The 23,319-nt window shown below is 70.1% G+C and carries 24 protein-coding genes; 19 read left to right on the forward strand and 5 right to left on the reverse strand.

What is annotated here, in order from left to right; genetic code table 11:
- The 5 genes from FG99_RS23360 to FG99_RS23380 form a co-directional block, all read left to right on the forward strand.
- Positions 1-2,085, forward strand: a 2,085-nt coding sequence (locus FG99_RS23360; protein WP_256204901.1) for a beta-galactosidase, incomplete at its 5' end; no start/stop codon positions are given.
- Positions 2,086-2,192: 107 nt separating this feature from the next.
- Entirely contained in the window at positions 2,193-3,338 is a 1,146-nt protein-coding gene (locus FG99_RS23365; protein WP_043272515.1) for an EstA family serine hydrolase, read from the forward strand.
- Positions 3,339-3,602: 264 nt separating this feature from the next.
- Complete coding sequence (locus FG99_RS23370) at positions 3,603-4,391, forward strand: OmpA family protein (RefSeq protein WP_043272516.1); 789 nt, start codon at positions 3,603-3,605, stop codon at positions 4,389-4,391.
- 83 nt (positions 4,392-4,474) lie between these two features.
- Positions 4,475-5,122, forward strand: coding sequence for a pyridoxamine 5'-phosphate oxidase (gene pdxH / locus FG99_RS23375; protein WP_009620672.1), 648 nt, complete (start codon positions 4,475-4,477; stop codon positions 5,120-5,122).
- A gap of 401 nt (positions 5,123-5,523) precedes the next feature.
- Positions 5,524-6,663: a glycerate kinase gene (locus tag FG99_RS23380; protein WP_043272517.1), complete on the forward strand. Its 1,140-nt coding sequence runs from the start codon at positions 5,524-5,526 to the stop codon at positions 6,661-6,663.
- Here FG99_RS23380 and FG99_RS23385 read toward each other — a convergent pair.
- Positions 6,648-6,884, reverse strand: coding sequence for a hypothetical protein (locus FG99_RS23385; protein ID WP_009620668.1), 237 nt, complete (start codon positions 6,882-6,884; stop codon positions 6,648-6,650). The genes FG99_RS23380 and FG99_RS23385 overlap by 16 nt on opposite strands.
- Positions 6,885-7,069: 185 nt before the next feature.
- On the opposite strand from FG99_RS23385, the gene FG99_RS23390 reads away from it, so the two are divergent.
- The 9 genes from FG99_RS23390 (at position 7,070) to FG99_RS23430 (ending at position 15,772) form a co-directional block, all read left to right on the forward strand.
- Positions 7,070-7,534, forward strand: a complete 465-nt coding sequence (locus tag FG99_RS23390) for an outer membrane lipoprotein (protein ID WP_009620666.1) — start codon at positions 7,070-7,072, stop codon at positions 7,532-7,534.
- A 214-nt stretch (positions 7,535-7,748) separates the two neighbouring features.
- The gene (locus FG99_RS23395; protein ID WP_043272518.1) at positions 7,749-10,544 is read left to right on the forward strand and encodes a monovalent cation/H+ antiporter subunit A; all 2,796 of its coding nucleotides are present in this window, start codon (positions 7,749-7,751) and stop codon (positions 10,542-10,544) included.
- Positions 10,544-10,876 (forward strand): Na+/H+ antiporter subunit C, encoded by a 333-nt coding sequence (locus tag FG99_RS23400; protein WP_009620662.1) that lies wholly within the window; start codon positions 10,544-10,546, stop codon positions 10,874-10,876. The genes FG99_RS23395 and FG99_RS23400 overlap by 1 nt, the downstream gene beginning before the upstream one ends.
- Positions 10,873-12,372 (forward strand): monovalent cation/H+ antiporter subunit D, encoded by a 1,500-nt coding sequence (locus tag FG99_RS23405; protein ID WP_043272519.1) that lies wholly within the window; start codon positions 10,873-10,875, stop codon positions 12,370-12,372. Before FG99_RS23400 ends, FG99_RS23405 begins: the two co-directional genes overlap by 4 nt.
- Entirely contained in the window at positions 12,369-12,869 is a 501-nt protein-coding gene (locus tag FG99_RS23410) for a Na+/H+ antiporter subunit E (protein WP_043272520.1), read from the forward strand. The genes FG99_RS23405 and FG99_RS23410 overlap by 4 nt, the downstream gene beginning before the upstream one ends.
- The gene (locus FG99_RS23415) at positions 12,854-13,123 is read left to right on the forward strand and encodes a K+/H+ antiporter subunit F (RefSeq protein WP_043272521.1); all 270 of its coding nucleotides are present in this window, start codon (positions 12,854-12,856) and stop codon (positions 13,121-13,123) included. The genes FG99_RS23410 and FG99_RS23415 overlap by 16 nt, the downstream gene beginning before the upstream one ends.
- On the forward strand, positions 13,120-13,449 hold the full coding sequence (locus tag FG99_RS23420; protein WP_043272522.1) for a Na+/H+ antiporter subunit G: 330 nt from the start codon (positions 13,120-13,122) through the stop codon (positions 13,447-13,449). Before FG99_RS23415 ends, FG99_RS23420 begins: the two co-directional genes overlap by 4 nt.
- Positions 13,450-13,752: 303 nt before the next feature.
- Positions 13,753-14,655, forward strand: a complete 903-nt coding sequence (locus tag FG99_RS23425; RefSeq protein ID WP_043272523.1) for a DMT family transporter — start codon at positions 13,753-13,755, stop codon at positions 14,653-14,655.
- A gap of 19 nt (positions 14,656-14,674) precedes the next feature.
- Complete coding sequence (locus FG99_RS23430; RefSeq protein WP_043272524.1) at positions 14,675-15,772, forward strand: PLP-dependent cysteine synthase family protein; 1,098 nt, start codon at positions 14,675-14,677, stop codon at positions 15,770-15,772.
- Between the two features lie 9 nt (positions 15,773-15,781).
- Here FG99_RS23430 and FG99_RS23435 read toward each other — a convergent pair whose 3' ends face one another.
- Positions 15,782-16,450: a COG3650 family protein gene (locus FG99_RS23435; protein WP_043272525.1), complete on the reverse strand. Its 669-nt coding sequence runs from the start codon at positions 16,448-16,450 to the stop codon at positions 15,782-15,784.
- Positions 16,451-16,547: 97 nt separating this feature from the next.
- Here FG99_RS23435 and FG99_RS23440 point away from each other — a divergent pair, with 97 nt between their 5' ends.
- Positions 16,548-16,946, forward strand: a complete 399-nt coding sequence (locus tag FG99_RS23440; RefSeq protein ID WP_043272526.1) for a DUF488 domain-containing protein — start codon at positions 16,548-16,550, stop codon at positions 16,944-16,946.
- A gap of 356 nt (positions 16,947-17,302) precedes the next feature.
- Here FG99_RS23440 and FG99_RS23445 read toward each other — a convergent pair whose 3' ends face one another.
- Complete coding sequence (locus FG99_RS23445; protein ID WP_043272527.1) at positions 17,303-17,902, reverse strand: short chain dehydrogenase; 600 nt, start codon at positions 17,900-17,902, stop codon at positions 17,303-17,305.
- A gap of 102 nt (positions 17,903-18,004) precedes the next feature.
- On the opposite strand from FG99_RS23445, the gene FG99_RS23450 reads away from it, so the two are divergent.
- The 3 genes from FG99_RS23450 to FG99_RS23460 all read left to right on the forward strand — a co-directional run bounded on the left by FG99_RS23450 (position 18,005) and on the right by FG99_RS23460 (position 19,999).
- Complete coding sequence (locus FG99_RS23450) at positions 18,005-18,919, forward strand: LysR family transcriptional regulator (protein ID WP_043272528.1); 915 nt, start codon at positions 18,005-18,007, stop codon at positions 18,917-18,919.
- 115 nt (positions 18,920-19,034) lie between these two features.
- The gene (locus FG99_RS23455) at positions 19,035-19,517 is read left to right on the forward strand and encodes an outer membrane lipoprotein (protein WP_043272529.1); all 483 of its coding nucleotides are present in this window, start codon (positions 19,035-19,037) and stop codon (positions 19,515-19,517) included.
- 23 nt (positions 19,518-19,540) lie between these two features.
- A complete protein-coding gene (locus tag FG99_RS23460) occupies positions 19,541-19,999 on the forward strand; it encodes a hypothetical protein (RefSeq protein WP_043272530.1) in 459 nt (152 codons plus the stop codon).
- Between the two features lie 13 nt (positions 20,000-20,012).
- Here FG99_RS23460 and FG99_RS23465 read toward each other — a convergent pair whose 3' ends face one another.
- Together FG99_RS23465 and FG99_RS23470 are read right to left on the reverse strand one after the other, a co-directional pair.
- Entirely contained in the window at positions 20,013-21,335 is a 1,323-nt protein-coding gene (locus tag FG99_RS23465; protein WP_043272531.1) for an aspartate aminotransferase family protein, read from the reverse strand.
- Positions 21,332-22,396, reverse strand: a complete 1,065-nt coding sequence (locus FG99_RS23470; protein WP_043272532.1) for a phosphotransferase — start codon at positions 22,394-22,396, stop codon at positions 21,332-21,334. Before FG99_RS23470 ends, FG99_RS23465 begins: the two co-directional genes overlap by 4 nt.
- A 152-nt stretch (positions 22,397-22,548) precedes the next feature.
- On the opposite strand from FG99_RS23470, the gene FG99_RS23475 reads away from it, so the two are divergent.
- Entirely contained in the window at positions 22,549-23,283 is a 735-nt protein-coding gene (locus FG99_RS23475; protein ID WP_009620642.1) for an SDR family NAD(P)-dependent oxidoreductase, read from the forward strand.
- Positions 23,284-23,319: the final 36 nt, after the last annotated feature.

Consider the following 23,319-nt stretch of genomic DNA (forward strand, 5'->3'; position numbering starts at 1 on the left):
CATCCGGCGGCGCGCCCCACGCTGACCCTCAAGCCCGCCGGCGGCAGTTGGGACTGGTCGCGGGCCGACGCCATGAGTCTGCGCATCCAGAGCGCCATGGACTGGGCGCTGACCCTGGAGATCGACATCGACAACCTCGACGGCACGCCCGGCCTGCACGCCAGCGTCGCGCTGCCCGCCGGCCCGGCGCAGACCCTGCTGGTGCCGCTGCAGGCCACCGCGCCGCAGCTGTTCGGCATGCGCGCCGGGGTGCCGATGCCGATGAGCCTCGACGGCCAGCGCGTGCTCATCGCCCCGGTGGTCACCGGCGAGCTGCAGCGCAACAAGGTCGGCGCGGTGCGCATCTACCTGAACGCCCCGAAGGCGGCCCAGGACATCCTCGTCGGCCGCTTCGGCACCCGTTCCGGCGGCGACGAGCTGCGCAAGGCCTACACCGGCATCATCGACGCCTACGGCCAGTCCACCCGCAGCGACTGGCCGGAGAAGGTCAGGAGCGTCGAGCAACTGGCCAATGCCTGGAAGGCCGAGGGCGAGCAACTGAAGAAATGGCAGGCCCAGGCGCAGCCCACCGACACCTTCGGCGGCCTGCTGGAAGGCCCGGACTTCCAGGCCACCGGCTTCTTCCGCACGGAGAAGCGCAACGGCCGCTGGTGGCTGGTGACGCCGGACGGGCACCCGTACTGGTCCCTGGGCGTGAACACGGTGAACAGCGAAAGCAGCCAGACCTACGTCGAAGGCCGCGAATACATGTTCACCGAACTGCCCGCCGAGGGCGAGCCGCTGGCCGACTTCTACGGCCAGAGCGACGACCGCGACGGCGTCGGCGCCCAGCAGGGCAGGGCCTTCGGCCACGGCCGCTGGTACGACTTCTACGCCGCCAACCGCTACCGCGCCACGGGCGGGCTGAGCGGCCAGCCGGCCGCCGACGCCTGGCTGGAGCGCACCCTGGCGCGCCTCGACGCCTGGGGCTTCAACGGCCTGGGCAACTGGAGCCAGCCGGCCTTCGCCGGCGCCTCGCGGATACCCTACAGCCTGCCGCTGGCCATCGGCGGCGACTACGCCACGGTCAGCACCGGCTACGACTGGTGGGGCGCCATGCCCGACCCCTTCGACCCGAAATTCGCCATGGCCGCCGAGCGCGCCATCGCCATCGCCACCCGCGACCACCGCGAAGACCCCTGGCTGCTCGGCTACTACGCCGACAACGAACTGGCCTGGGCCGGGCAGGGCAGCGAGCCGCGCAACCGCTACGCCCTGGCCTTCGGCACCCTGGCGCTGTCCACCGACAGCCCGGCCAAGCGCGCCTTCATCAAGCAGCTGAAGGACAAGTACCACGAGCACGAGGCCCTGGCCGCAGCCTGGGGCATCGAGCTGGGCGCCTGGGAAGACCTGGACGCGCCGGGCTACCAGGCCCCCGCGGTGCAGGCGGAACACCCGGCCATCGAGCAGGACTACAGCGCCTTCCTGCGCCTGTATGCCGACCAGTACTTCAAGACCCTGCGCGACTCCCTCAGCTGGCACGACCCCAACCACCTGCTGCTGGGCGGGCGCTTTGCGGTGAACACCCCCGAGGCGCTGGCTTCCTGCGCGCAGTATTGCGACCTGCTGAGCTTCAACCTCTACGCGCCGACGCCGCAGCAGGGCTACGACGCCGCCTACGTGCGCAGCCTCGACAAGCCGGTGCTGATCAGCGAGTTCCACTTCGGCTCCCGCGACCGCGGCCCGTTCTGGGGCGGGGTTTCCGAGGTGTACAACGAGCAGCAGCGCGGCGAGCGCTACCAGCAGTTCCTCGCCGCCGCGGTGAAGGACCCGCAGATCGTCGGCGCGCACTGGTTCCAGTACCTCGACCAGCCCGCCAGCGGCCGCCTGCTCGACGGCGAGAACGGCCACATCGGCCTGGTCGGCATCACCGACCTGCCGTTCGCCGGCTTCATCGACGCGGTGCGCAAGGGCAACCAGCAGGTGATGAAGACCACGCTGGAAGAGGCCCGCGCCGCCGCCAAGGCGGCGCCCGAGGCGCCGACCCCGCGGGTCGATCCGGACGCCACCGCCAGCGCCGCGCCGGAAGCGCCGGCGGTGCAATAGAGCGGCATTCGCCGCCGCCATGATGGCCGCGGCCCTACCCTGGTCGGGTTCACAAGCCGGCAGGGGGCTGGAAGAATGCGTCTTTCGCCCACAGCCCGGAGTGCCCCATGACCCTGCAAGGCCATTGCGACAGCCGCTTCACCCCCGTAGCCGACGCCTTCGCCGCGCTCTTCGAGGACCCGCAGGAGCGAGGCGCCGCGCTGTGCATCCAGGTCGGCGGCGAGACCCTGGTGGACCTCTGGGCCGGCAACGCCGGCAAGGACGAAGGCCAGGCCTGGCAGGCCGACACCATCCTCAACCTGTTCTCCTGCACCAAGACCTTCGCCGCCGTGGCCGCCCTGCAACTGGTGGGCGAGGGCCGCCTGGAGCTGGACGCCCCGGTGGCGCGCTACTGGCCGGAGTTCGCTGCCGCCGGCAAGCAGGCCATCACCGTGCGCCAGTTGCTCTGCCACCGCGCCGGGCTGCCGGCGCTGCACCAGATGCTGCCCGCCGAGGCGCTGTACGACTGGCAGACCATGACCGCCGCGCTGGCCGCCGAAACGCCCTGGTGGACGCCGGGCAGCGAGCACGGCTACGCGCCCATCACCTACGGCTGGCTGATCGGCGAGGTGATCCGCCGGGTGGATGGCCGCGAGCCCGGCGCCGCCATCGTCGAGCGCACCGCTCAGCCCCTGGGCCTGGACTTCCACATCGGCCTGGACGACGCCGAGTTCCCCCGCGTGGCGCACATCGCCCGGGCCAAGGGCAACCTCGGCGACGCGGCGGCGCAGCGCCTGCTGCGCACAATGATGAGCGAGCCGAACGCGCTGACTACCCGCGCCTTCACCAACCCGCCGTCGATCCTCACCAGCACCAACAAGCCCGAGTGGCGGCGCATGCAGCAGCCGGCCGCCAACGGCCACGGCAATGCCCGCGCCCTGGCCGGTTTCTACGACGGCCTGCTGCAGGGCAAGCTGCTGGATGCCGCGCTGCTCGCCGAGCTGACCTGCGAACACGCCCGCGGCGAGGACCGCACCCTGCTCACCGGCACCCGCTTCGGCCTGGGCTGCATGCTCGACCAGCCGGAACTGGCCAACGCCACCTACGGCCTCGGCCCGCAGGCCTTCGGCCACCCCGGCGCCGGTGGCTCGGTGGGCTTCGCCGACCCCGAGCGCAGCCTGGCCTTCGGCTTCGTCACCAACACCCTCGGCCCCTACGTGCTGATGGACCCGCGCGCCCAGAAGCTAGCGCGCATCGCCGGCGACTGCCTGTAGGAGCCCGGGCCAGACGCCGCTCAGCGCCCGGCCGACGAAGCGGCGGAACCTTCCGCCGCGGCTCCGCTCGAATGGCGACTTCATGGGGAAACCGCGCCGGGTTTCGTCGCGGTTTTTCCCCCGCTGCTACGGCCGGGGTTCCACCGCTCGTCAGTTGAAGAGCAAAATACCCATTTCCCTTAGTAAGTTATGTTCGAATCTTGATTCGCGACATTAACTTGTGTCCGTCCCTGTTGCCCAAGACCGTCCAATGGAAGTCCGCCCATGAGACTGCTCAAGCTTTCCACCCTGACCCTCTGCGTCACCCTCGGCGCCTGCAGCCACTTCCAGTCCCAGGACGCCGCCGCGCCGGCGCCCAGCCAGGCCAAGGCCGACGGCGGCAGCCACTGGTGGTGGCCGTTCGGTAACAGCGCAGCCAGCGCCCAGGCCGAGACCAAGGCCCCCGCCCAGGTGCCCAAGCCGGTGGTGGCCCAGGTGGACGCGGCCACCGACAAGTCCGCCGGCGGCCACTGGTGGTGGCCCTTCGGCGATTCCGCCTCGGCCCAGGCCAAGGCGGAAAACCCGGTGGCCGCGCCCAGCGCCCAGGACACCAAGGCCTGGCTGGACCAGCACGAAGCCGCCGTGCGCGCCGCCGTGGCCGGCAGCAAGTTCAGCGTCGAACGCCGCGACAACGCCCTGGTGCTGACCGCGCCGGTGGACGGCTCCTTCAATCCCAAGCGCCAGGAACTGCTGCTGCCGATCACCCTGGCGCCGCTGGCCAACGTCGCCAAGATCGTCGAGAAGGACCCGCAGGCCGGCGTGTTCATCCTCGGCCACAGCGACAGCAGCGGCGACAAGGCGGCCAACGACAAGGTCAGCCAGCAGCGCGCCGTGGCCATCGCCGCGATCTTCCGCCTGAGTGGCCTGGGCAACGACCGCCTGCGCTACAAGGGCGTGGGCGACGCGCAACCGGTCGCCGACGACAAGACCAAGGCCGGCCGCGCCAAGAACCGCCGCGTCGAAGTCATGCTGACCCCGCGTGGCGGCCTGCTGGCCCTGGCCCAGAGCAACTGAAGCAGCGCGGCGCTTGTCGCCGGTCAAGCAATCTCGCCTGCCACTGGTTAAGCTAATGCACTGGCTTTTTCGAGGAGACGACGATGGCCCAGACCCTGGCCGACATGCGCCGCGAATACACCCGGGACGGACTCAACGAGGCCCAGGCGCCCGCGGAGCCCTTCGTACTGTTCCAGCAATGGTTCGAAGACGCGGTGAAGACCGAGCAGTTGCCGGTCGAACCCAACGCCATGACCCTGGCCACGGTGGATACCGACGGCCAGCCGCACTGCCGGGTGCTCCTGCTCAAGGGGCTGGATGACCGCGGCTTCACCTTCTTCAGCAACTACGACAGCGCCAAGGGCGACCAGCTGGCGGCCAACCCGCGCGCGGCCATGACCTTCTTCTGGCCGGCGCTGGAGCGCCAGGTGCGCATCGAAGGCCGGGTGGAGAAGGTTTCGCCGGAAGAGTCCGACGCCTACTACCGCGTGCGCCCGCTGGGCAGCCGCCTGGGCGCCTGGGCCTCGCCGCAGAGCCGGGTGATCGGCAGCCGCGAGGAACTGGAGCGGATGCTGGCGGAAACCGAGAAGCGCTTCATGGACGTCGCCCCGCACTGCCCTGACCACTGGGGCGGTTACCGCCTGCTGCCGCAGCGCATCGAATTCTGGCAGGGCCGCCCGAGCCGCCTGCACGACCGCCTGAACTACCGCCTGGTGGACGGCGCGTGGCAGCGCGAGCGCCTGGCGCCCTGATCCCGCACGGTGCTTTTCGTAGGATGGGTTGAGCTTGCGAAACCCATGCGGTCGTGGTGATGGGTATCGCTTCGCTCAACGCCATCCTACGGCGGCTCGTACAAAGCTCCGCGCCCTTCCATGTAGGAGCGCGCCCTGCGCGCGATTCGCGGGCAGGGCCTGGCGGGCACGGCTTCTCGTAGGAGCGAGCTTGCTCGCGAACAGACTCCGCTGCGGGGCTCATTCGCGAGCAAGAACTAGGCGTCCCCCTCGATCCTACGAAGAGCGCTCCGGCATGAGTCCGAGTGGGATACGGCCAAGGTCAAGCGGCGGATAACGCCGTAGGCGTTATGCGCCCTACGGGGAAACCCTGGGTAATGCGGTGTAGGATTCCTCCTCTCGCCTTGCCCACGGACCCACCCATGAAACTCGTCATCGCCCCCGACTCCTTCAAGGAAAGCCTGTCCGCCCCCGAGGTCGCCGCCGCCATCGCGCGGGGCTGGTCGCGGGCGCGGCCGCTCGACGAGATCCTGCTGCGGCCCATGGCCGATGGCGGCGAGGGCACCGTGGATGCGGTGCTGGCGGCCACCGGCGGCGAGCGCCGCGAATGTGCGGTGCGCGGGCCGTTGGGTGCGCCGGTACAGGCTCACTGGGGCTGGCTGGAGGAGGGCGCCGCGGTGATCGAGATGGCCGCCGCCAGCGGTCTGCACTGGGTCGCCCCGCAGCAGCGCGACGCCACCCGCACCACCAGCTACGGCACCGGCGAGCTGATCCGCGCGGCGCTGGACGCCGGCGCGCGCAAGATCATCCTCGGGCTCGGCGGCAGCGCCACCAACGACGGCGGCATGGGCCTGCTGCAGGCGCTGGGCGTGCGCTTCCTCGACGAACGCGGCGAGCCCCTGGGCGACGGTGGCGCGGCGCTGGCCGGACTGCACGCGATCGACCTGGCTGGCCTGGACCCGCGCCTGGCCGCAGTCGAAGTGGAGGTCGCCGCCGACGTGAACAATCCGCTGTGCGGCGAGCAGGGCGCCTCGGCGGTGTTCGGCCCGCAGAAGGGCGCCAGCCCCGAGCAGGTCCGCCAGCTCGATGCCGCGTTGGCGCGCTACGCCGAAGTCGCCGCGCTCACCCTGGGCCAGGACCACAGCCTGTTCCCCGGCGTCGGTGCGGCGGGTGGCCTGGGCTTCGCCGCGCGGGCCTTCCTCAAGGCGCGCTTCCGCCCGGGCGTGGAACTGGTGGCCGAGGTCTCCGGCCTGGCCGAGGCGCTGCGGGGCGCGGACCTGGCGATCACCGGCGAGGGCCGCCTGGACGAGCAGAGCCTGCACGGCAAGACGCCCATCGGCGTGGCTCGGCTGGCACGGGAGGCAGGGGTTCCGTTGATCGCCCTGGCCGGCAGCCTGGGCAAGGGCTATGGCCGCCTGCACCAGGCGGGCATCGCCGCGGCCTTCAGCCTGGTCCCGGGGCCGATCAGCCTGGCCGAGGCCATGGCCGGCGCCGCGGGCGAGCTGGAGGCGCGCGCCGAGGAGCTGGCGCGCCTGTGGAGCCTGGCTCAGCCGGCGCGGTAGTCGTCGGCGGCGCGCTGCAGCCAGGCCGGCAGCTCGCTGCGCGACACGCCTTCGTCGCGGGCCAGTTGCAGGCACTGCAGCAGGTACTCGCGCTTGTGCGGGTCGTCGCCGGCCAGCGACAGCGCCAGGTCGCGGTCCATCCAGCGGCGGATGCGCACGAACAGCCACCAGTGGAAGTACAGGCCGGCGGCGGTGGTGACGACGATGATGAAGTAGTCCATGGGCCTTCCTCGTGGGGATGCTGACCTTACCCCAGGCGGGATGGGGGAATGAACGCGCGCTTTTGCCGCAGCTGTAGGACGAAGCTGTACGGCGGCTGAATCGAACGAAAACTTTGACCTGGCCGGCGTGACAGCAAGTGGCGCGGCAGAGTCTAATATTCACATATCTATCCGGAGGTTCCCGTATGCGTAAATCCGCCTTCCTGCTCGCCGGTTTCACTGCAGTGGCCCTTGCCCTCGGCGGCTGCCAGTCCAGCCTGACCGGCGACACCTACAGCCGTGACGAGGCCCGCACCGTGCAGAACGTGCGCTGGGGCACCATCGAAGCCCTGCGTCCGGTGAAGATCGAGGGCACCAAGACGCCGATCGGCGCCGCGGCGGGCGCCGCCGTGGGCGGCATCGGCGGCAGCGCCATCGGCGGCGGCAAGGGCAGCTACGTGACCGCCATCATCGGCGCCGTGGCCGGCGGCCTGCTGGGCGCGGCCACCGAAGAGGGCCTGACGCGCACCCAGGGCGTGGAGATCACCGTCCGCGAAGACGACGGCAGCTCCCGCGCCTACGTGCAGGAAGTCGACCAGGGCGCCATCTTCCGCGTCGGCGAGCGCGTGCGCATCCTGACCGTCAACGGCACCAGCCGCGTTTCCCACTGATCGGCCCGCTCCGCCCACCCGGGCGGCAGCCTTTCCTGGCGCGCGACACCGGTTTCCGGTGTCGCGCGCTATCGTTTCCGGGTAGCGCTTTTTCCCGCGCCCAGCCTTTCGTAATAGTTCTATCCAAGACGCGCATTCGATAGATATGGATAATCGCCCGGTTCCATGGCTTTCCTGGTAAGTCAGCCATGTCTGAAGGATTAAGGAGAAGGTGATGATGCTGGCGCTGTTGATCGCGCTGCCTTTCCTGGGCTGCTGCCTGCCGGCGCTGTTCGAGCGCCTGGGCCGCAGCGCCTGCGCCGCGGCGGCGGCCGTCGCGCCCTTGCTGGGCCTGGGGATTCTGTTCGGCCAGCGCGGCGTGCTCGGCGGCGAGCGCCTGCTGGCGCGCTACGACTGGCTGCCGGAGCTGGGCCTGAACCTCAGCCTGCGCCTGGACGGCCTGGGCTTCCTGTTCGCCCTGCTGATCCTCGGCATCGGCCTGCTGGTGATCCTCTACGCCCGCTACTACCTCTCCGAGCGCGAACCCACCGGGCGCTTCTACGGCTTCCTGCTGCTGTTCATGGGCTCCATGCTCGGCGTGGTGCTCAGCGAGAACCTGCTGCTGATGCTGGTGTTCTGGGAGCTCACCAGCCTGTCGTCGTTCCTGCTCATCGGCTTCTGGAGCCACCGCTCCGACGCCCGCCGCGGCGCGCGCATGGCCCTGGCGGTCACCGGCGGCGGGGGCCTGGCGCTGCTCGCCGGCATCCTGCTGATCGGCCAGGTGGTGGGCAGCTTCGAGCTGAGCGACGTGCTCGCCGCGCGCCAGGTGCTGCAGGCCAGCGCGCTGTTCCCGCTGATCCTGGTGCTGGTGCTGCTGGGCGTGTTCACCAAGTCGGCGCAGTTCCCCTTCCACTTCTGGCTGCCCCATGCCATGGCGGCACCCACGCCGGTGTCGGCCTACCTGCACTCGGCGACCATGGTCAAGGCCGGGGTGTTCCTGCTGGCGCGCCTGTACCCGGCGCTGGCCGGCAACGACCTGTGGTTCTACCTGGTCGGCCTGACAGGCCTGGCGACGCTGCTGCTGGGCGCCTTCCTGGCGCTGTTCCAGAACGACCTCAAGGGCCTGCTGGCCTACTCGACCATCAGCCACCTGGGCCTGATCACCCTGCTGTTCGGCCTGGATTCGCCCATGGCCAACGTCGCGGCGATCTTCCACATCATCAACCACGCCACCTTCAAGGCCTCGCTGTTCATGGCCGCCGGCATCATCGACCACGAGACCGGCAGCCGCGACATGCGCCGCATCAACGGCCTGTGGAAGTACATGCCGCACACCGCGGTGCTGGCGATGGTGGCTTCCGCGTCCATGGCCGGGGTGCCGCTGCTCAACGGCTTCCTCAGCAAGGAGATGTTCTTCGGCGAGACCCTCTCGCAGAACATGGCCGGCGCCTTCAACTGGCTGATCCCGACCCTCGCCACCGTGGCCACGCTGTTCTCGGTGGCCTATTCGGTGCGCTTCATCCACGACGTGTTCTTCAACGGCGAGCCGGTCGACCTGCCGAAGACGCCCCACGAGCCGCCGCGCTACATGAAGGTGCCGGTGGAGGTGCTGGTGGGCCTGTGCCTGCTGGTGGGCATGGCCCCGGCCTGGACGGTGGCGCCGCTGCTGTCGGCGGCCGCCTCGGCGAGCCTGAACGGCGCGCTGCCGGCCTACAGCCTGGCGATCTGGCACGGCTTCAACGCGCCGCTGGCGATGAGCCTGATCGCGCTGGTCGGCGGCATCGCCCTGTACCTGCAGCGGCGGCCGCTGTTCGCCTGGTTCGCCGGCCTGCCGGCGGTGGATGCCAAGGCGGTGTTCGAGGCGCAGGTGCAGCGCTTGGTACGCTTCTCCAGTGGGCTCACCGGGTTGCTGGAGAACGGTTCGCTGCAACGTTACGTGCTCTGGCTGCTGCTGGCGGCCGTGGTGGTGGTCTGCGCCGGCCTGGCGGGCCTGCCTGCGCTGGCCGGCAGCCGCGCCTTCGTCGAGGTCGATGCCGTCACCGCCCTGTGCCTGGCGCTGCTGGCCCTGGCCGGGCCGCTGACCGTGGTGTTCCACCGCCAGCGCCTGGTGGCGCTGGTGCTGCTGAGCATCGCCGGGCTGCTGGTGGCCCTGGCCTTCGCCCGCTTCGCCGCGCCGGACCTGGCGCTGACGCAGTTGGCGGTGGAAGTGGTGACCATGGTGCTGCTGATGCTCGCGCTCTACTACCTGCCGCAGCGCACGCCGAAGGAAAGCAGCAGCCTGCGTGGCCTGCGCGACTTCCTGGTGGCGCTGGCCTGCGGCGTGATGGTGGCGCTGCTGGCCTACGCGGTGTTCAGCCGGCCCTACGACAGCATCGCCGGCTACTACCTGCAGCACAGCGTTTCCGGCGGCGGCGGGCACAACGTGGTGAACGTCATCCTGGTCGACTTCCGCGGCTTCGACACCCTGGGCGAGATCAGCGTGCTGGCCATCGCCGCGGTGGGCATCTTCGCCCTGCTCGACGGCCTGCGCCTGCCGCGCCGCGCCCGCGACGCCGAGGGCCTGGCCTGGTCGGCCGACGCCCACCCGCCGATCCTCGCCACCCTGGCCCGGCTGCTGTTGCCGCTGGCCTTGCTGGTGGCGGTGTTCATCTTCCTGCGCGGGCACAACCTGCCGGGCGGCGGCTTCATCGCCGGGCTGGTCACCGCGGTGGCGCTGATCCTCCAGTACATCGCCTGCGGCAGCCGCTGGGTGCATACCCGCCTGCCGCTGAACTACTCGCGCACGGCCGGCCTGGGCGTGTTCGTCGCCGGCCTCACCGGCCTGGGCAGCTGGGCCTTCGGCTATCCCTTCCTGACCTCGTCCTTCGGCCACTTCCAGCTGCCGCTGGTGGGCGAGTTCGAGCTGGCCACGGCCATGCTCTTCGACCTGGGCGTCTACCTCTCCGTGGTGGGCGCGACCCTGCTGATCCTCGCCGGCCTCGGCGAGCTGAACGCGCCGCCGCAGCCGGCGCCGGCCAAGGAGGCCCGCTGATGGAAGCGCTGTTCGCCATCACCCTCGGCCTGCTCACCGCCAGTGGCGTGTACCTGCTGCTGCGGGCACGCACTTTCCCGGTGGTGCTGGGCCTGACCCTGATCTCCTATGCGGTGAACCTGTTCCTCTTCGCCATGGGCCGCCTGGCCGGCGAGCCGGCGGTGCTGGGCCAGGTGGCCAACCCCGGGGACCCCATCCCCCAGGCGCTGGTGCTGACCGCCATCGTCATCGGCTTCGCCATGACCGCCTTCGTCATCGTCCTGGCCCTGCGCGGCCTGGCCGAGACCGGTGACGACCACGTCGACGGCAAGGCGCGGGAGGACGGCGAATGAATCACCTGCTGATTGCGCCAGTCCTGCTGCCGCTGTTCGCCGGCTGCCTGCTGCTGCTCGCCGGGCACGCCTCGCGCGCCGCGCGGGGCATCTCGCTGCTGGCCACCCTGGCGCTGCTGCCGATCGCCGCGTTGCTGCTGCAACAGGCCGCCGGCGGCCAGGTGCAGTTCTACGCCCTGGGCAACTGGCAGCCGCCGTTCGGTATCATCCTCGTGCTCGACCGCCTGAGCGCGCTGATGCTGCTGGCCAACGCGGTGCTGGCCAGCTTTGCCTTGCTGTACGCGCTGCGCGGCGACGACCGCCGCGGCAAGCACTTCCACGCGCTGTTCCAGTTCCAGCTGCTGGGCCTCAACGGCGCCTTCCTCACCGGCGACCTGTTCAACCTCTTCGTGTTCTTCGAGATCCTGCTGATCGCCTCCTACGCGCTGCTGCTGCACGGCGGCGGGGCAGGGCGGGTGCGCGCCGGGGTGCACTACGTGGTGCTCAACCTGGTGGGCTCGGCGTTCTTCCTGATCGCCGTGGGCACGCTCTATGGCGTCACCGGCACCCTGAACATGGCCGACATGGCCGTCCGCGTAGCCCAGCTGGGCGCGGCCGACGCGCCCCTGGTGCGCGCGGCGGCGCTGCTGTTGCTGGTGGTGTTCGGCCTCAAGGCGGCGCTGCTGCCGCTGTACTTCTGGCTGCCGCGGGCCTATGCCGAAGCCAGCGCGCCGGTGGCGGCGCTGTTCTCGATCATGACCAAGGTGGGCATCTACTCGATCCTGCGGGTGTACACGCTGATCTTCGGCGACCACGCCGGCGAGCTGGCCAACCTGGCCCAGGCCTGGCTGTGGCCGCTGGCCCTGGCGGGCATCCTGGTCGGTACCTTCGGGGCGTTGGCGGCGACGCGCCTGCAGGGCCTGCTGGCCTACCTGGTGGTGATTTCCGCCGGCACCCAACTGGCGGTGCTGGCGCTGGGTTCCGCGCAATCCCTGGCGGCGCTGCTGTTCTACCTGCTGCACAGCACCTGGGTGGTGGGTGGACTGTTCCTGCTCGCCGACCTGATCGCCCGCCAGCGCGGCGACAAGGCCGGCCTGCTGGTACAGGGCCCGGCGCTGCTGCAGCCGCAGCTGCTGGGCGCGCTGTTCTTCGTCGGCGCCATCGCGGTGGCCGGCCTGCCGCCGTTCTCCGGCTTCTTCGCCAAGCTGCTGATCCTGCGTTCGGCCAGCGGCGGCGAGGCGCTGGCGCTGTGGGCTGTGGTGCTGGGCAGCGGCCTGCTGGTCACCGTGACCCTCAGCCGCGCCGGCAGCACGCTGTTCTGGAACACCGGGCGCAGCGTCCTCGGCAACGCCGAGCGTGACTCGCTGCGCCTGCTGGCTGCGGTGGCGCTGCTGGCCTCGGCGGTGCTGCTGGTGCTGTTCGCCAAGCCGCTGCAGGCCTACCTGCAGGCCACCGCCGAGCAGTTGCTGGATGTCGACCTCTATCGCCGGGCGATCCTGGCCGGAGGTGGCACATGATCCGCCGCCTGCTGCCGCATCCGCTGCTCAGCCTGTGCCTGCTGCTGGGCTGGGTGCTGCTGGTCGACGACTTCTCCTTCGGCCACTGGCTGCTCGGCGGCATGCTCGGTCTGGCGCTGCCGCTGCTGTGCCGCGACATGCTGCTGGCGCCGCTGCGCATCCGCCGCCCGGGCCTGCTGCTGCGCTTCATCGGCCTGGTGCTGTACGACATCGTGGTGGCCAACCTGCAGGTCGCGCGCCTGGTGCTCGGGCCCACCGGCAAGCTGCAGCCGGGCTTCGTCGAGGTGCCGCTGGAACTGCGCGAGGATTTGCCCATCGCCATCCTCGCCAGCGTCATCACCCTGACCCCCGGCACCGTCTCCGCCGACCTCAGCGCCGACCGCCGCAGCCTGCTGGTGCACGGCCTGGACGTGCCCGACCCGCAGGCCCTGGTGGCGGACATCAAGGCGCGCTACGAGGCGCCGTTGAAGGAGGTGTTCGAATGCTCGCCTACGTGATCCCGCTGTGCCTGGCGCTGATCGCCCTGGCCCTGCTGCTGACGGTGGCGCGCCTGGTGCGCGGGCCGAGCGCGGCCGACCGCATCCTTGCGCTGGACACCCTCTCGGTGGAGGCCATCGCGCTGATCCTGCTGTACGGCCTGTGGAGCGGCAGCGGCCTGTATTTCGAGGCGGCGCTGCTGATCGCGGTGATGGGCTTCGTCAGCACCGTGGCGCTGTGCAAGTTCCTGCTGCGTGGAGACATCATCGAATGAACCTGTTGGTGGAAATCCTCGTCAGCGCGCTGTTGCTGGGCGGCAGCCTGTTCGCCCTGCTCGGCGCCGTGGGCCTGTACCGCCTGCCGGACTTCTACACGCGCCTGCACGCGCCGACCAAGGCCTCGACCCTCGGCGTGGGCGGCGTGGCGCTGGGTTCGCTGCTGTACTTCAGCACCAGCGGCAACGGCGTGAGCCTGCACGAGGTGCTGATCACCCTGTTCCTGTTCATCACCGCGCCGGTCAGCGCCCACCTGCTGGCCAAGGCCGCCATGCAGGCGCGCCTGCCGCGCACGCCGCGTACCCGCGGGGAGCCCTGGGAGTAGGGCTTCCGGCTGCGCCGGGGTGCTCTTCGTAGGATGGGGTGAGCCTTGGCGAAACCCATGCGGTTGCGCTGATGGGTATCGCTTCGCTCAACACCATCCTACGGGTCTCGTGCTTGCCGGAGGGGGTAGGAGCGGACCTTGTCCGCGATAGCCGGAGGATCCGGCGCGGTTCGCGGATGAGATCCGCTCCTACGGGCGGGAGAGACGCTGGCGCAGGCCATTACAGTTTTCCCCCGGCGCTGTGCCTGTCGGCCACCCGCGGCGCGCTTCTATACTGCGGGGATTCATTTCCTGGAGCGTCCCGTGCAGCAGTCCCGGCCCTTCGCCCTGGCATGCCTGGTCCTGGCCATGGCGCTGTGGGGCAGTTCCTTCATCGCCCTGAAACTGGCCTTCGCCGAATGGCCGGCGATGTGGGTGATCTTCGCCCGCATGGCCATCGGCAGCCTGATCTTCCTCGCCGCCTGGCGCTGGCGCGGGCGGATGGACTACCAGGCGGGCGACTGGAAGTACCTGGTGGGCCTGGCGGTGTGCGAGCCGTGCCTGTACTTCGTCTGCGAATCCTTCGCCCTGCAGTACACCAGCGCTGCCCAGGCCGGGATGATCACCGCGCTGCTGCCGTTGCTGGTGGCGGTCGGCGCCTTCCTCCTGCTGCACGAGCGCATCGCCCGCAACACCTGGGCCGGCTTCGCCCTGGCGGTGCTCGGCGCGCTCTGGCTGACCCTCGCCGGCGAGCCCGACCAGCATGCGCCGCAGCCGCTGCTGGGCAACTTCTTCGAACTGCTGGCGATGGTCTGCGCCACCGGCTACACCCTGCTGCTCAAGCACCTGTCGGCGCGCTACTCGCCCTTCATCCTGACCGCCATGCAGGCCTTCATCGGCTCGGTGTTCTTCCTGCCGCTGGCGGCTTTCAGTTCGGGCGTGCCGCCGGCGCCCAGCGGCCAGGGGCTGTTCGCCCTGGTCTACCTGGGCAGCGTGGTCACCGTCGGCGCCTACGGCCTGTACAACTTCGGCGTCAGCCGGCTGCCGGCGAGCCAGGCCACCGGCTTCATCAACCTGATCCCGGTGTTCACCCTGGTGTTCGCCTGGCTACTGCTGGGCGAGCGCCTGAACGGCCAGCAGTTGCTGGCCGCCGGCCTGGTATTCGCCGGAGTCGCCCTCAGCCAGTGGCGCAGCGCCACGCCCGCGCCCGCCGGGGTGCTCGACTGACCGAACGAGGAACCGCCCCATGTCCATCGACATCCGTGACTGGACCCGCGAAGCCATCCGCATCATCGAGGCGGACTTCCAGCGCAGCGCCGACACCCACCTGATCCCCCTGGAGGCGCCGGGCCTGCCCGGCATCGACCTGTACTTCAAGGACGAATCCAGCCACCCCACCGGCAGCCTCAAGCACCGCCTGGCGCGCTCGCTGTTCCTCTATGCGCTGTGCAACGGCTGGCTGAAGCCGGGGGCGCCGGTGATCGAGGCTTCCAGTGGCTCCACGGCGATCTCCGAAGCCTACTTCGCGCGCCTGCTGGGGCTGCCCTTCATCGCCGTGGTGCCGGCCAGCACCTCGAAGGAGAAGATCGCCCAGATCGCCTTCTACGGCGGCCGCAGCCACCTGGTGGACGACCCCACGCAGATCTACGCCGAGTCCGAACGCCTGGCCCGCGAGAGCGGCGGGCACTTCATGGACCAGTTCACCTACGCCGAGCGCGCCACCGACTGGCGGGCGAACAACAACATCGCCGAATCGATCTTCCAGCAGCTGCGCCACGAGCGCTTTCCCGAGCCGGCCTGGCTGGTCTCCAGCCCCGGCACCGGCGGCACCCTGGCCACCCTCGGGCGCTTCGCCCGCTACCGCCGGCATCAGACCCGCGTGCTTTGCGCCGACGCCGAGCGCTCGGTGTTCTTCGATGCCTACCGCACCGGCGACCGCAGCCTGACCCTGGACTGCGGCTCGCGCATCGAGGGCATCGGCCGGCCGCGGGTGGAGGCTTCCTTCCTGCCGGCGGTGCTCGACGCCATGGTCAAGGTGCCCGACGCCTGGTCGCTGGCGGCCATGCACTACCTGGCGCAGCGCCTGGGACGGCGCGTCGGCGGCTCCAGCGGGACCAACCTGGTGGGCGCGCTGCTGGCGGCGCGGAGCATGCTCACGCGCGGCGAGTCCGGCTCGATCGTGGCGATCCTCTGCGACGGCGGCGAACGCTACGCGACCAGCTACTACGAGCCGCTGTGGCTGATCCAGCAGGGCTTCCAGCTGGAGCCGCTGATCGACGCGGTGCGCGCCTGCGTGGAGCAGGGCAGCGCACTGCCGGAGGCGTTGCCGGCGCTGGGCTTGTGACGGGCCGGCTTATTCCTGGTAGGCGGCGCCGGGGTAGGCGCAGCCGCGCATGACCTTGTCGTCCAGGCGCAGCTCGGCGGTGAGGTTGTTCACCGCGCCGCTCATGCTGTTGACGCAGCGCGCCGGGGCCACCCACAGCTCCAGCTTCTCGCCGTTGGCCTCGGTGGAATAGCTGCTGCTGCCGCCGGGCACGCTTTCCACCACGTAGGGCAGCACCTGGTCCGGCTGCCCCGGGCGCTGCAGCAGCAGGCCCTGGGCGTTGACCATCACGCTCCAGCCCGGCTCGTTGCCGCCTGCCTGGACGATGGTCTGCCTGAAGTTGGGGTCGTCGCAGCCGTGGCCCTCGTTCTGCAGGCGGTACAGCGAGCGCACCTCGAACTTGCCGTCGGTGTTGCTGGCCTGGCCGCCGGAATAGGCGCCGCGCGCGTCGATGAACAGCTTGCCGGCGCCGTCGGCGAACAGGTCGCGAGACTCGCGGGCCACGGCGCTGTCGGCGCCGTCCACCAGGTTGAAGCGGCGCTGCTCGTTGCACGGCCGCAGCACCAGGCCGCCGTCCTCGCGGGTGACCTCGCCCTGTATCCGCGTCGGCGCATCCTGGCGGGTGGGCTCGGGCTTCCACACCTGGCAGGCGGCGAACAGGGGCAGCAGGGCATAGAGGAAGAGACGGGCTTGGCGCATGAGATAGGGCTCCCGGAAAAATGCGCCCACGTTACCGAGCCAATGGCACCGGCTCAAGGGCTACAGTGGTAGGGACAGTCGCAAAAGGAGGTATCCGATGATTCGCTACAAGCGCGCCTACGAGGCCCCGGCCGCGGAGGACGGCTACCGGGTGCTGGTGGACCGGCTCTGGCCCAGGGGCATCAGCAAGGAAGAACTGCACATGGACGAATGGCTCAAGGACGTGGCGCCGTCCACCGAGCTGCGCCAGCGCTTCCACCACGATCCCGGCCTGTTCGAAGAATTCCGCCGCGCCTACCACGCCGAACTGGCGGCGCACCCGGAGCACTGGTGGAAGCTGCTGGGCATCGCCGGCAAGGGCGAGCTGACGCTGCTCTATGGCGCGAAGGATACCGAGCACAACAATGCGCGGGTGCTGGCGGAGTTTCTGGAGGACGAGATGGAAAGGGTGGGGGAGGGGAGTTCGCCGGTGTGTTATGCGGGGAAGAAGGAGTGAGGGGGTTGGCTTTTCGTAGGGGCGAGGGGGACGCCTAGTTCTTGCTCGCGAACGGAGTTATCCGGTGGCTTCGGTGTTTGGGGTTGACGCCGTCCCCTCTCCCCAACCCTCTCCCTGAAGGGAGAGGGGGCTTGTCCGTGCCGAGAGAAGGAATGGTTTCAGCTGGAACCTTCGGTATTGCCGGCTAACGCCAGAACACCCACATCTGCCCAACGGTCCCCTCTCCCTTCAGGGAGAGGGTTAGGGAGAGGGCGCTCTTGAGGATGCGCACCGAAGTCGCCGGATAACCTCGTTCGCGAGCAAGAACTAGGCGTCCCCCTCGCTCCTACAAGTAGCAAGTAGCCCCCGCCCCACACTCACCAAACCTTGTAGACCCGCCCCGTCTCCGCCCCTTCCACGCTCCGCGCGAACCCCAGCGCCGCGTCCGCCGCCGGCACCGGCTTGAAGCCGCGGAAGAACGGCCCGTAGCCCGCCATCGACTCCACCAGCACGTTCGGGCTCACCGCATTGATCCGCTGCCCGCGCGGCAGTTCGATGGCGGCGCTGCGCACGAAGCCTTCCACCGCGGCGTTGACCATGGTCGCCGAGCTGCCCTGGCGGATCGGCTCCTCGCTGAGGATGCCGGTGGTCAGGGTGAAGGATGCGCCGTCGTTGGCGTAGCGGCTGCCGATCAGCACCAGGTTGACCTGGCCCATCAGCTTGTCCTTCAGGCCGACGGCGTACTCCGCTTCGCCCATCTCGGCGAGCGGGGCGAAGTGCACCTTGCCGGCGGCGCTGACCAGGGCGTCGAAGGGGCCTACCTGCTCGAACAGGGCGCGGATCGAGGCGCTGTCGGTGATGTCCACCCGCAGGTCGCCGCTGCTGCGGCCGACGCGGACGATCTCATGGCGCTGGCCCAGTTCGCTGGCCACGGCCTGGCCGAGGGTGCCGCTGGCGCCGACGAGGATGATCTTCATGCTGACTCCGGGAGTGAGTGGGTGACGGAGCCAGTCTAGGGACGTATTTTGTTGAGATAACCGGGGTAATCGGCAACCTGGCGTTTTCGTGGGGAAACAATCATGGGCGAACTGGAAGACCTCTCGGCTTTCGCCGTGTTGCTGGAATGCGGCAGCTTCACCCGCGCCGCCGAGCGCCTGGGCTGCAGCAAGGGGCAGTTGTCAAAGCGCATCAGCGCCCTGGAGCACGCCCTGGGCGTGACCCTGCTGCATCGCACGACGCGAAGCCTGGCGCTGACCGCCGCCGGTCAGGCGCTGCTGCCCGAGGCCCAGGCGCTCAACGCCCAGGCGGCGCGGGCGCGGCAGGCGGTGGCGCGGTTGCAGGAGGAGGCGCGCGGCACGGTGCGCATGAGCGTGCCGGTGTCCCTCGGCGAGACCTTCTTCGACGCCTGGCTGGTGGAGTTCTCCCGCAGCCACCCGGGCATCCGCCTGGAACTGGACCTGGCCAACGAGCGCCGCGACCTGGTGGCCGACGGCTTCGACCTGGCGATCCGCTCCGGCGTCGGCGGCGACGAGCGCCTGGTGGCGCATCCGCTGTTCGCCCTGCAGGAACTGACCTGCGCCACCCCGGCATACCTCGCCGCCCACGGCGAGCCGCAGCGGCCGGCGGACCTGGCCGGGCACAACTGCCTGCTCAACACCCACTACCCGGGCCCTGGCCCGTGGCTGTACCAGCGCCAGCACGAGCTGTTCCGCGTGGAGGTCGGCGGGGTGCTGGCGAGCAACCATTACACCCTGCTGAAGAAGGCGGCGCTGGCCGGCGTCGGCATCGCCCGGCTGCCGTCCTACATGCTCCAGGACGAACTGGCCGACGGCCGCCTGCGCTGGCTGCTGCGCGACTACCAGACGCGCAGCACGCCGGTGTTCCTGGTGCACCCGTACCAGGGCGGGCTGCCGCGGCGCACGCAATTGCTGGTGGACTACCTGCTGGCCTGGTTCGAGCGCGCCCGCCAGCGTCTGCTGCAACTTCAGGGCTGAAACCGGCTTCGTTCAGCTTCGTTCAGTGCGGGTTCAGCTGGAGTTCAGGGGGTGTTCAGTGACGAGGGAATAGGCTTTGTCCATTCCCTTAGTGACCGTCCGCGAGGACCCGAGCATGAAAAACCCGACCTTGAAAGCCTCCCGTTTCCTGCTGCTCGCCGCCTTCGTCGGCAGCGCCCTGGTGCTGTCCGGCTGTGCCTCGAACCTGTCCGGCAGCAGCTATTCCCGCGCCGATGCCCGCGCGGTGCAGAGCGTGCGCATGGGCACCATCGAATCCCTGCGCGCGGTGCAGATCGAAGGCACCAGGACGCCGATCGGCACCCTGGCCGGCGCCGCCGTCGGCGGTATCGCCGGCAGCGGCATCGGGGGTGGCCGTGGCGCCGCCATCGCCACCGTCCTCGGCGGCGTCGCCGGTGGGGCCGCCGGCTCGGCGCTGGAAGAGGGCCTGACGCGTACCCAGGGCGTGGAAATCGTGGTCCGCGAGGACGACGGCATGTCCCGCGCCTACGTCCAGGCAGTGGATGCCGGCCAGCGCTTCCGCGTTGGCGACCGCGTTCGCATCATGAGCGTCAACGGCGCCAGCCGCGTGACGCTCTGAGCCGCCGTGCAGGAGGCACAGTCATGAACAAGGCACTGATCCTGCTGGCGGCGTTGCTGCTGGCGCCCGCTGCCTGGGCCGGCGAGGGCGATTCCTGGTACCTGCAGACCAGCGTGTTCACCCGGCACTGGAACCACGACCCGCAACACAACAACCACCAGGACCTGATCGGTGTCGAGCGCAACCGCGCCGATGGCTGGGTGTGGGGCGGCGCGACCTTCCGCAATTCGTTCCGCCAGCGCTCCAACTACGTCTACGCCGGCAAGCGTTTCGACCTGGACGACTCGCCGTTCTACTTCAAGGTCACCGGCGGCGCCATCCAGGGCTACCGCGGCGAGTACCGCGACAAGATCCCGCTCAACCGCTACGGCGTGGCGCCGGCCGTCATTCCCTCGGTCGGCGCCCAGGTCGGCCGCTTCGCCAGCGAGTTCGTGGTGCTGGGCAACTCGGCCGGGATGCTCAACCTGGGCGTGCACCTGTAGCGGCGCGCCCCGCTCAGCCGGCGGTTTCGGCCAGGGCGGCGTCCAGGGTATCGATCAGCAGGTCGGCGTGTTCCTGTTCGAAGGCCAGCAGCGGGCGGATCTTGAGGATGTTCTCCTGCGGTCCGGCGGCGCTGATCAGCACGCCGCGCTCGCGCATGGCGTTGACCACCCGGCGCGTCTGCGCGGCGGCCGGGGCCTTGCTGGCGCGGTCGGCGACCAGCTCCACGCCGAGGAACAGCCCGGCGCCGCGCACGTCGCCGATCAGTTCGTGGCGCCGGGCCAGGCGCTGGAAGCCTTCGCGCAGGTAGTTGCCGAGCCGTTCCGAGCGCTGTTGCAGGCCTTCCTCGCGGATCACATCGAGCACCGCCTGGCCGGCGGCGCAGCTCACCGGGTTGCCGCCGAAGGTGTTGAAGTAGCGCACGCTGCGGCCGAAGCTTTCCAGCACCTCGGGGCGCGCCACCACGCCGGCGATGGGCTGGCCGTTGCCCATGGGCTTGCCCAGGGTGACCAGGTCCGGCTGCACGCCGTGGCGCTGGAAGCCCCACATGCGTTCGCCGGTGCGGGCGAAGCCGCTCTGCACTTCGTCGGCGATGTAGAGCAGGCCTTCGCTGCGGGCCACGGCCACCGCCTCGGCGAGGACGCCGATGGGGCCTGCGAACACGCCGTCGCTGGCGAAGATGCCATCCACCAGCAGCGCGGCGGGCTCGATGCCGTTGGCGCGCAGGTCGGCGATGGTGGCGCGCACGTCCTCGGCGAGCAGGCGGGCGACGTTCTCCGCGCCCAGGCGGTAGGCGTCCGGCGCGCGCACGGTGCGCGCGTGGGCGGGCAGGGTGATGCCGCTGCCCAATGCCGGCGAGAGTTCGGAAATGTCGCCGGTGACGCCGTGGTAGGCGAAGCGGGTGACGATCACCCCGCTGCCGCCGGTGTGGTGGCGGGCGATGCGCAGGGCCAGGTCGTTGGCCTCGCTGCCGGTGCAGGTGAACATCACCTGGCCGAGTTCGGCGGGGAAGGTGGACAGCAGGTCCTCGGCGTAGTCGAGGATGCCTTCCTGCAGGTAGCGCGTGTGGGTGTTCAGCACCGCCGCCTGGCGGGCGATGGCCTCGACCACCCGCGGGTGGCAGTGGCCGACCGAGGCGACGTTGTTGTAGGCGTCGAGGTAGCGCCGGCCCCGCTCGTCGTAGAGCCACACGCCCTCGCCGTGCACCGTGTGCAGCGGGCGCTCGTAGAACAGCCGGTAGGCCGGGCCGAGCAGGCGCTCGCGGCGCTCGATCAGGCTGCGTTCCTTGTCGCTCAGGCGCTCGGCGTCGGCCGGGCTGTAGCCATTGGTCATGGTCATGCGGGGGACTCCTCGTGGCAGGCGCGGGCGATGCGTTCGCGCGCCTCGGATCGGGACAGCCCGGCCAGGCCCTGCAGGCTGGCGCGGGCCTGGCGGGCGTTGCGCAGGATGTAGTCGCGGTTCTCCGGGTGCAGGCTGGCGCGCCAGGCGGTGATGCCCAGGGTGAGCACCAGGCGGGTGGCCATGAGGTCGCAGAGGATGTCCTGCTCGGCTTCCAGCAGCGGGTTGCGCGCGTGATAGGCGGCGATGAACTCCAGGGCGGGGGCCAGCACGTCGCCCTCGCTGCCCAGCTGGTAGGCGGCGGCCACGCCGAGGTCGTTGACCAGCGGGGCATGGACCATGTCGCCGAAGTCGAGGATGTTGCGCAACTGCTCGGGGTGCGCGGCGTCGACTATCACGTTGTGCGGGTTGAGATCGTTGTGGATCACCTGGGCGCGCAGCGTCGGCAGGCGCGGCAGGGCGTGTTCCTCGAAGTTGTCCAGGGCGCGCTCGACCAGGGCGCGCAGTTCCTCATCGTCGATGTGCCGCAGCAGCGGGCGCAGGCGCTGGGCGTGCTGCAGGTCCCAGAGCAGTTCGTGGCCGGAGGCCGGGTGCTGGTAGCCGTGCAGGGCCAGGTCCAGGCGCGCCAGGGCTTCGCCCAGATTGCGCCGCAGCGCCGTCGAGCGCTGCGGCACGCGGTGCAGCGGCAGGCCTTCGACGAAGGACATCAGCCGCGCCAGCATGCGCTGGCCGTCCACTTCCACCCAGGTCTGGTACTGGCCGTCGAGGGCTGGGTAGACGCGCTGCACCGGCAGGTTCGGGTCGGCCTGCTGGACGCGCAGCAGGGCACGGTTGTGGAAGTCCACCACCTGCGGGTCCTCCAGCGGGTGGGACAGCTTGAGCAGGCGGCTGGCGCTGTCGTGGGCACCGATCTGGAAGTTCAGGTCGCGCTCCCCGGCCAGGCGTTGCAGCGGGCCTTCCAGGCCGAAGCAATCGCGGGCGATGGCCGCGGCCTGGTCCGGCGTGACCTGGGCGGGCGCGGCTTCCAGCAGGGGATCGTGGGCGAGGGCGGTCAGCGGCATGCGCGGTGGCTCCGGTTCTTGTCGTGCTTGTCGTTCTTGTGGGGCTGGCGGCCATTAAAGCATAAAGAAAATATGATGCATCATATTTTATTCGGTGGCCGATTGCGTCATCATCGAACGCACTCCGCAAGCCCGAATGGATGGACACGCACATGAGCGAACCCAGGACCCTGCTGCTCACCGGCGCCAGCCGCGGCATCGGCCACGCCACCGTGAAGCACTTCAACGCCGCCGGCTGGCGCGTGTTCACCGCCTCGCGCCAGGACTGGGTGGCCGAATGCCCCTGGGCCGAGGGGCTGCTCAACCACATCCACCTGGACCTCGAGGACATCGCCAGCGTCGAGGCCGCCCTGCCAGCCATCCGCGAGAAGCTCGGCGGCCGACTGGACGCCCTGGTGAACAACGCCGGCATTTCGCCCAAGGGCCCGGAAGGCCAGCGCATGGGCGTGCTGGAGAGCGACTACGGCACCTGGCTGAAGGTGTTCAACGTCAACCTGTTCTCCACCGCGCTGCTGGCCCGCGGGCTGTTCGAGGAGCTGAAGGCGGCCCAGGGCAGCATCATCAACGTCACTTCCATCGCCGGCTCGCGGGTGCACCCTTTCGCCGGCGTCGCCTACGCCTCGTCCAAGGCCGCGCTGGCGGCGCTGACCCGTGAGATGGCCTACGACTTCGGCCGCCACGGCGTGCGGGTAAACGCCATCGCGCCGGGGGAGATCGATACCTCGATCCTGTCGTCGGGCACCGAACTGATCGTCGAGCGCGACATCCCCATGCACCGCCTGGGCAAGCCGGAGGAGGTCGCCTCGCTGATCCACTTCCTCTGCACCCAGGGGGCTTCGTACGTGAACGGCGCGGAAATCCACGTCAACGGCGGCCAGCACGTCTGAGCCGGTGGCTGGCAATTCGCCGGCCAGCACCGCATC

Origin of the sequence: Pseudomonas sp. AAC, from assembly GCF_000725445.1 — a bacterium.
Lineage (GTDB): Bacteria > Pseudomonadota > Gammaproteobacteria > Pseudomonadales > Pseudomonadaceae > Pseudomonas > Pseudomonas citronellolis.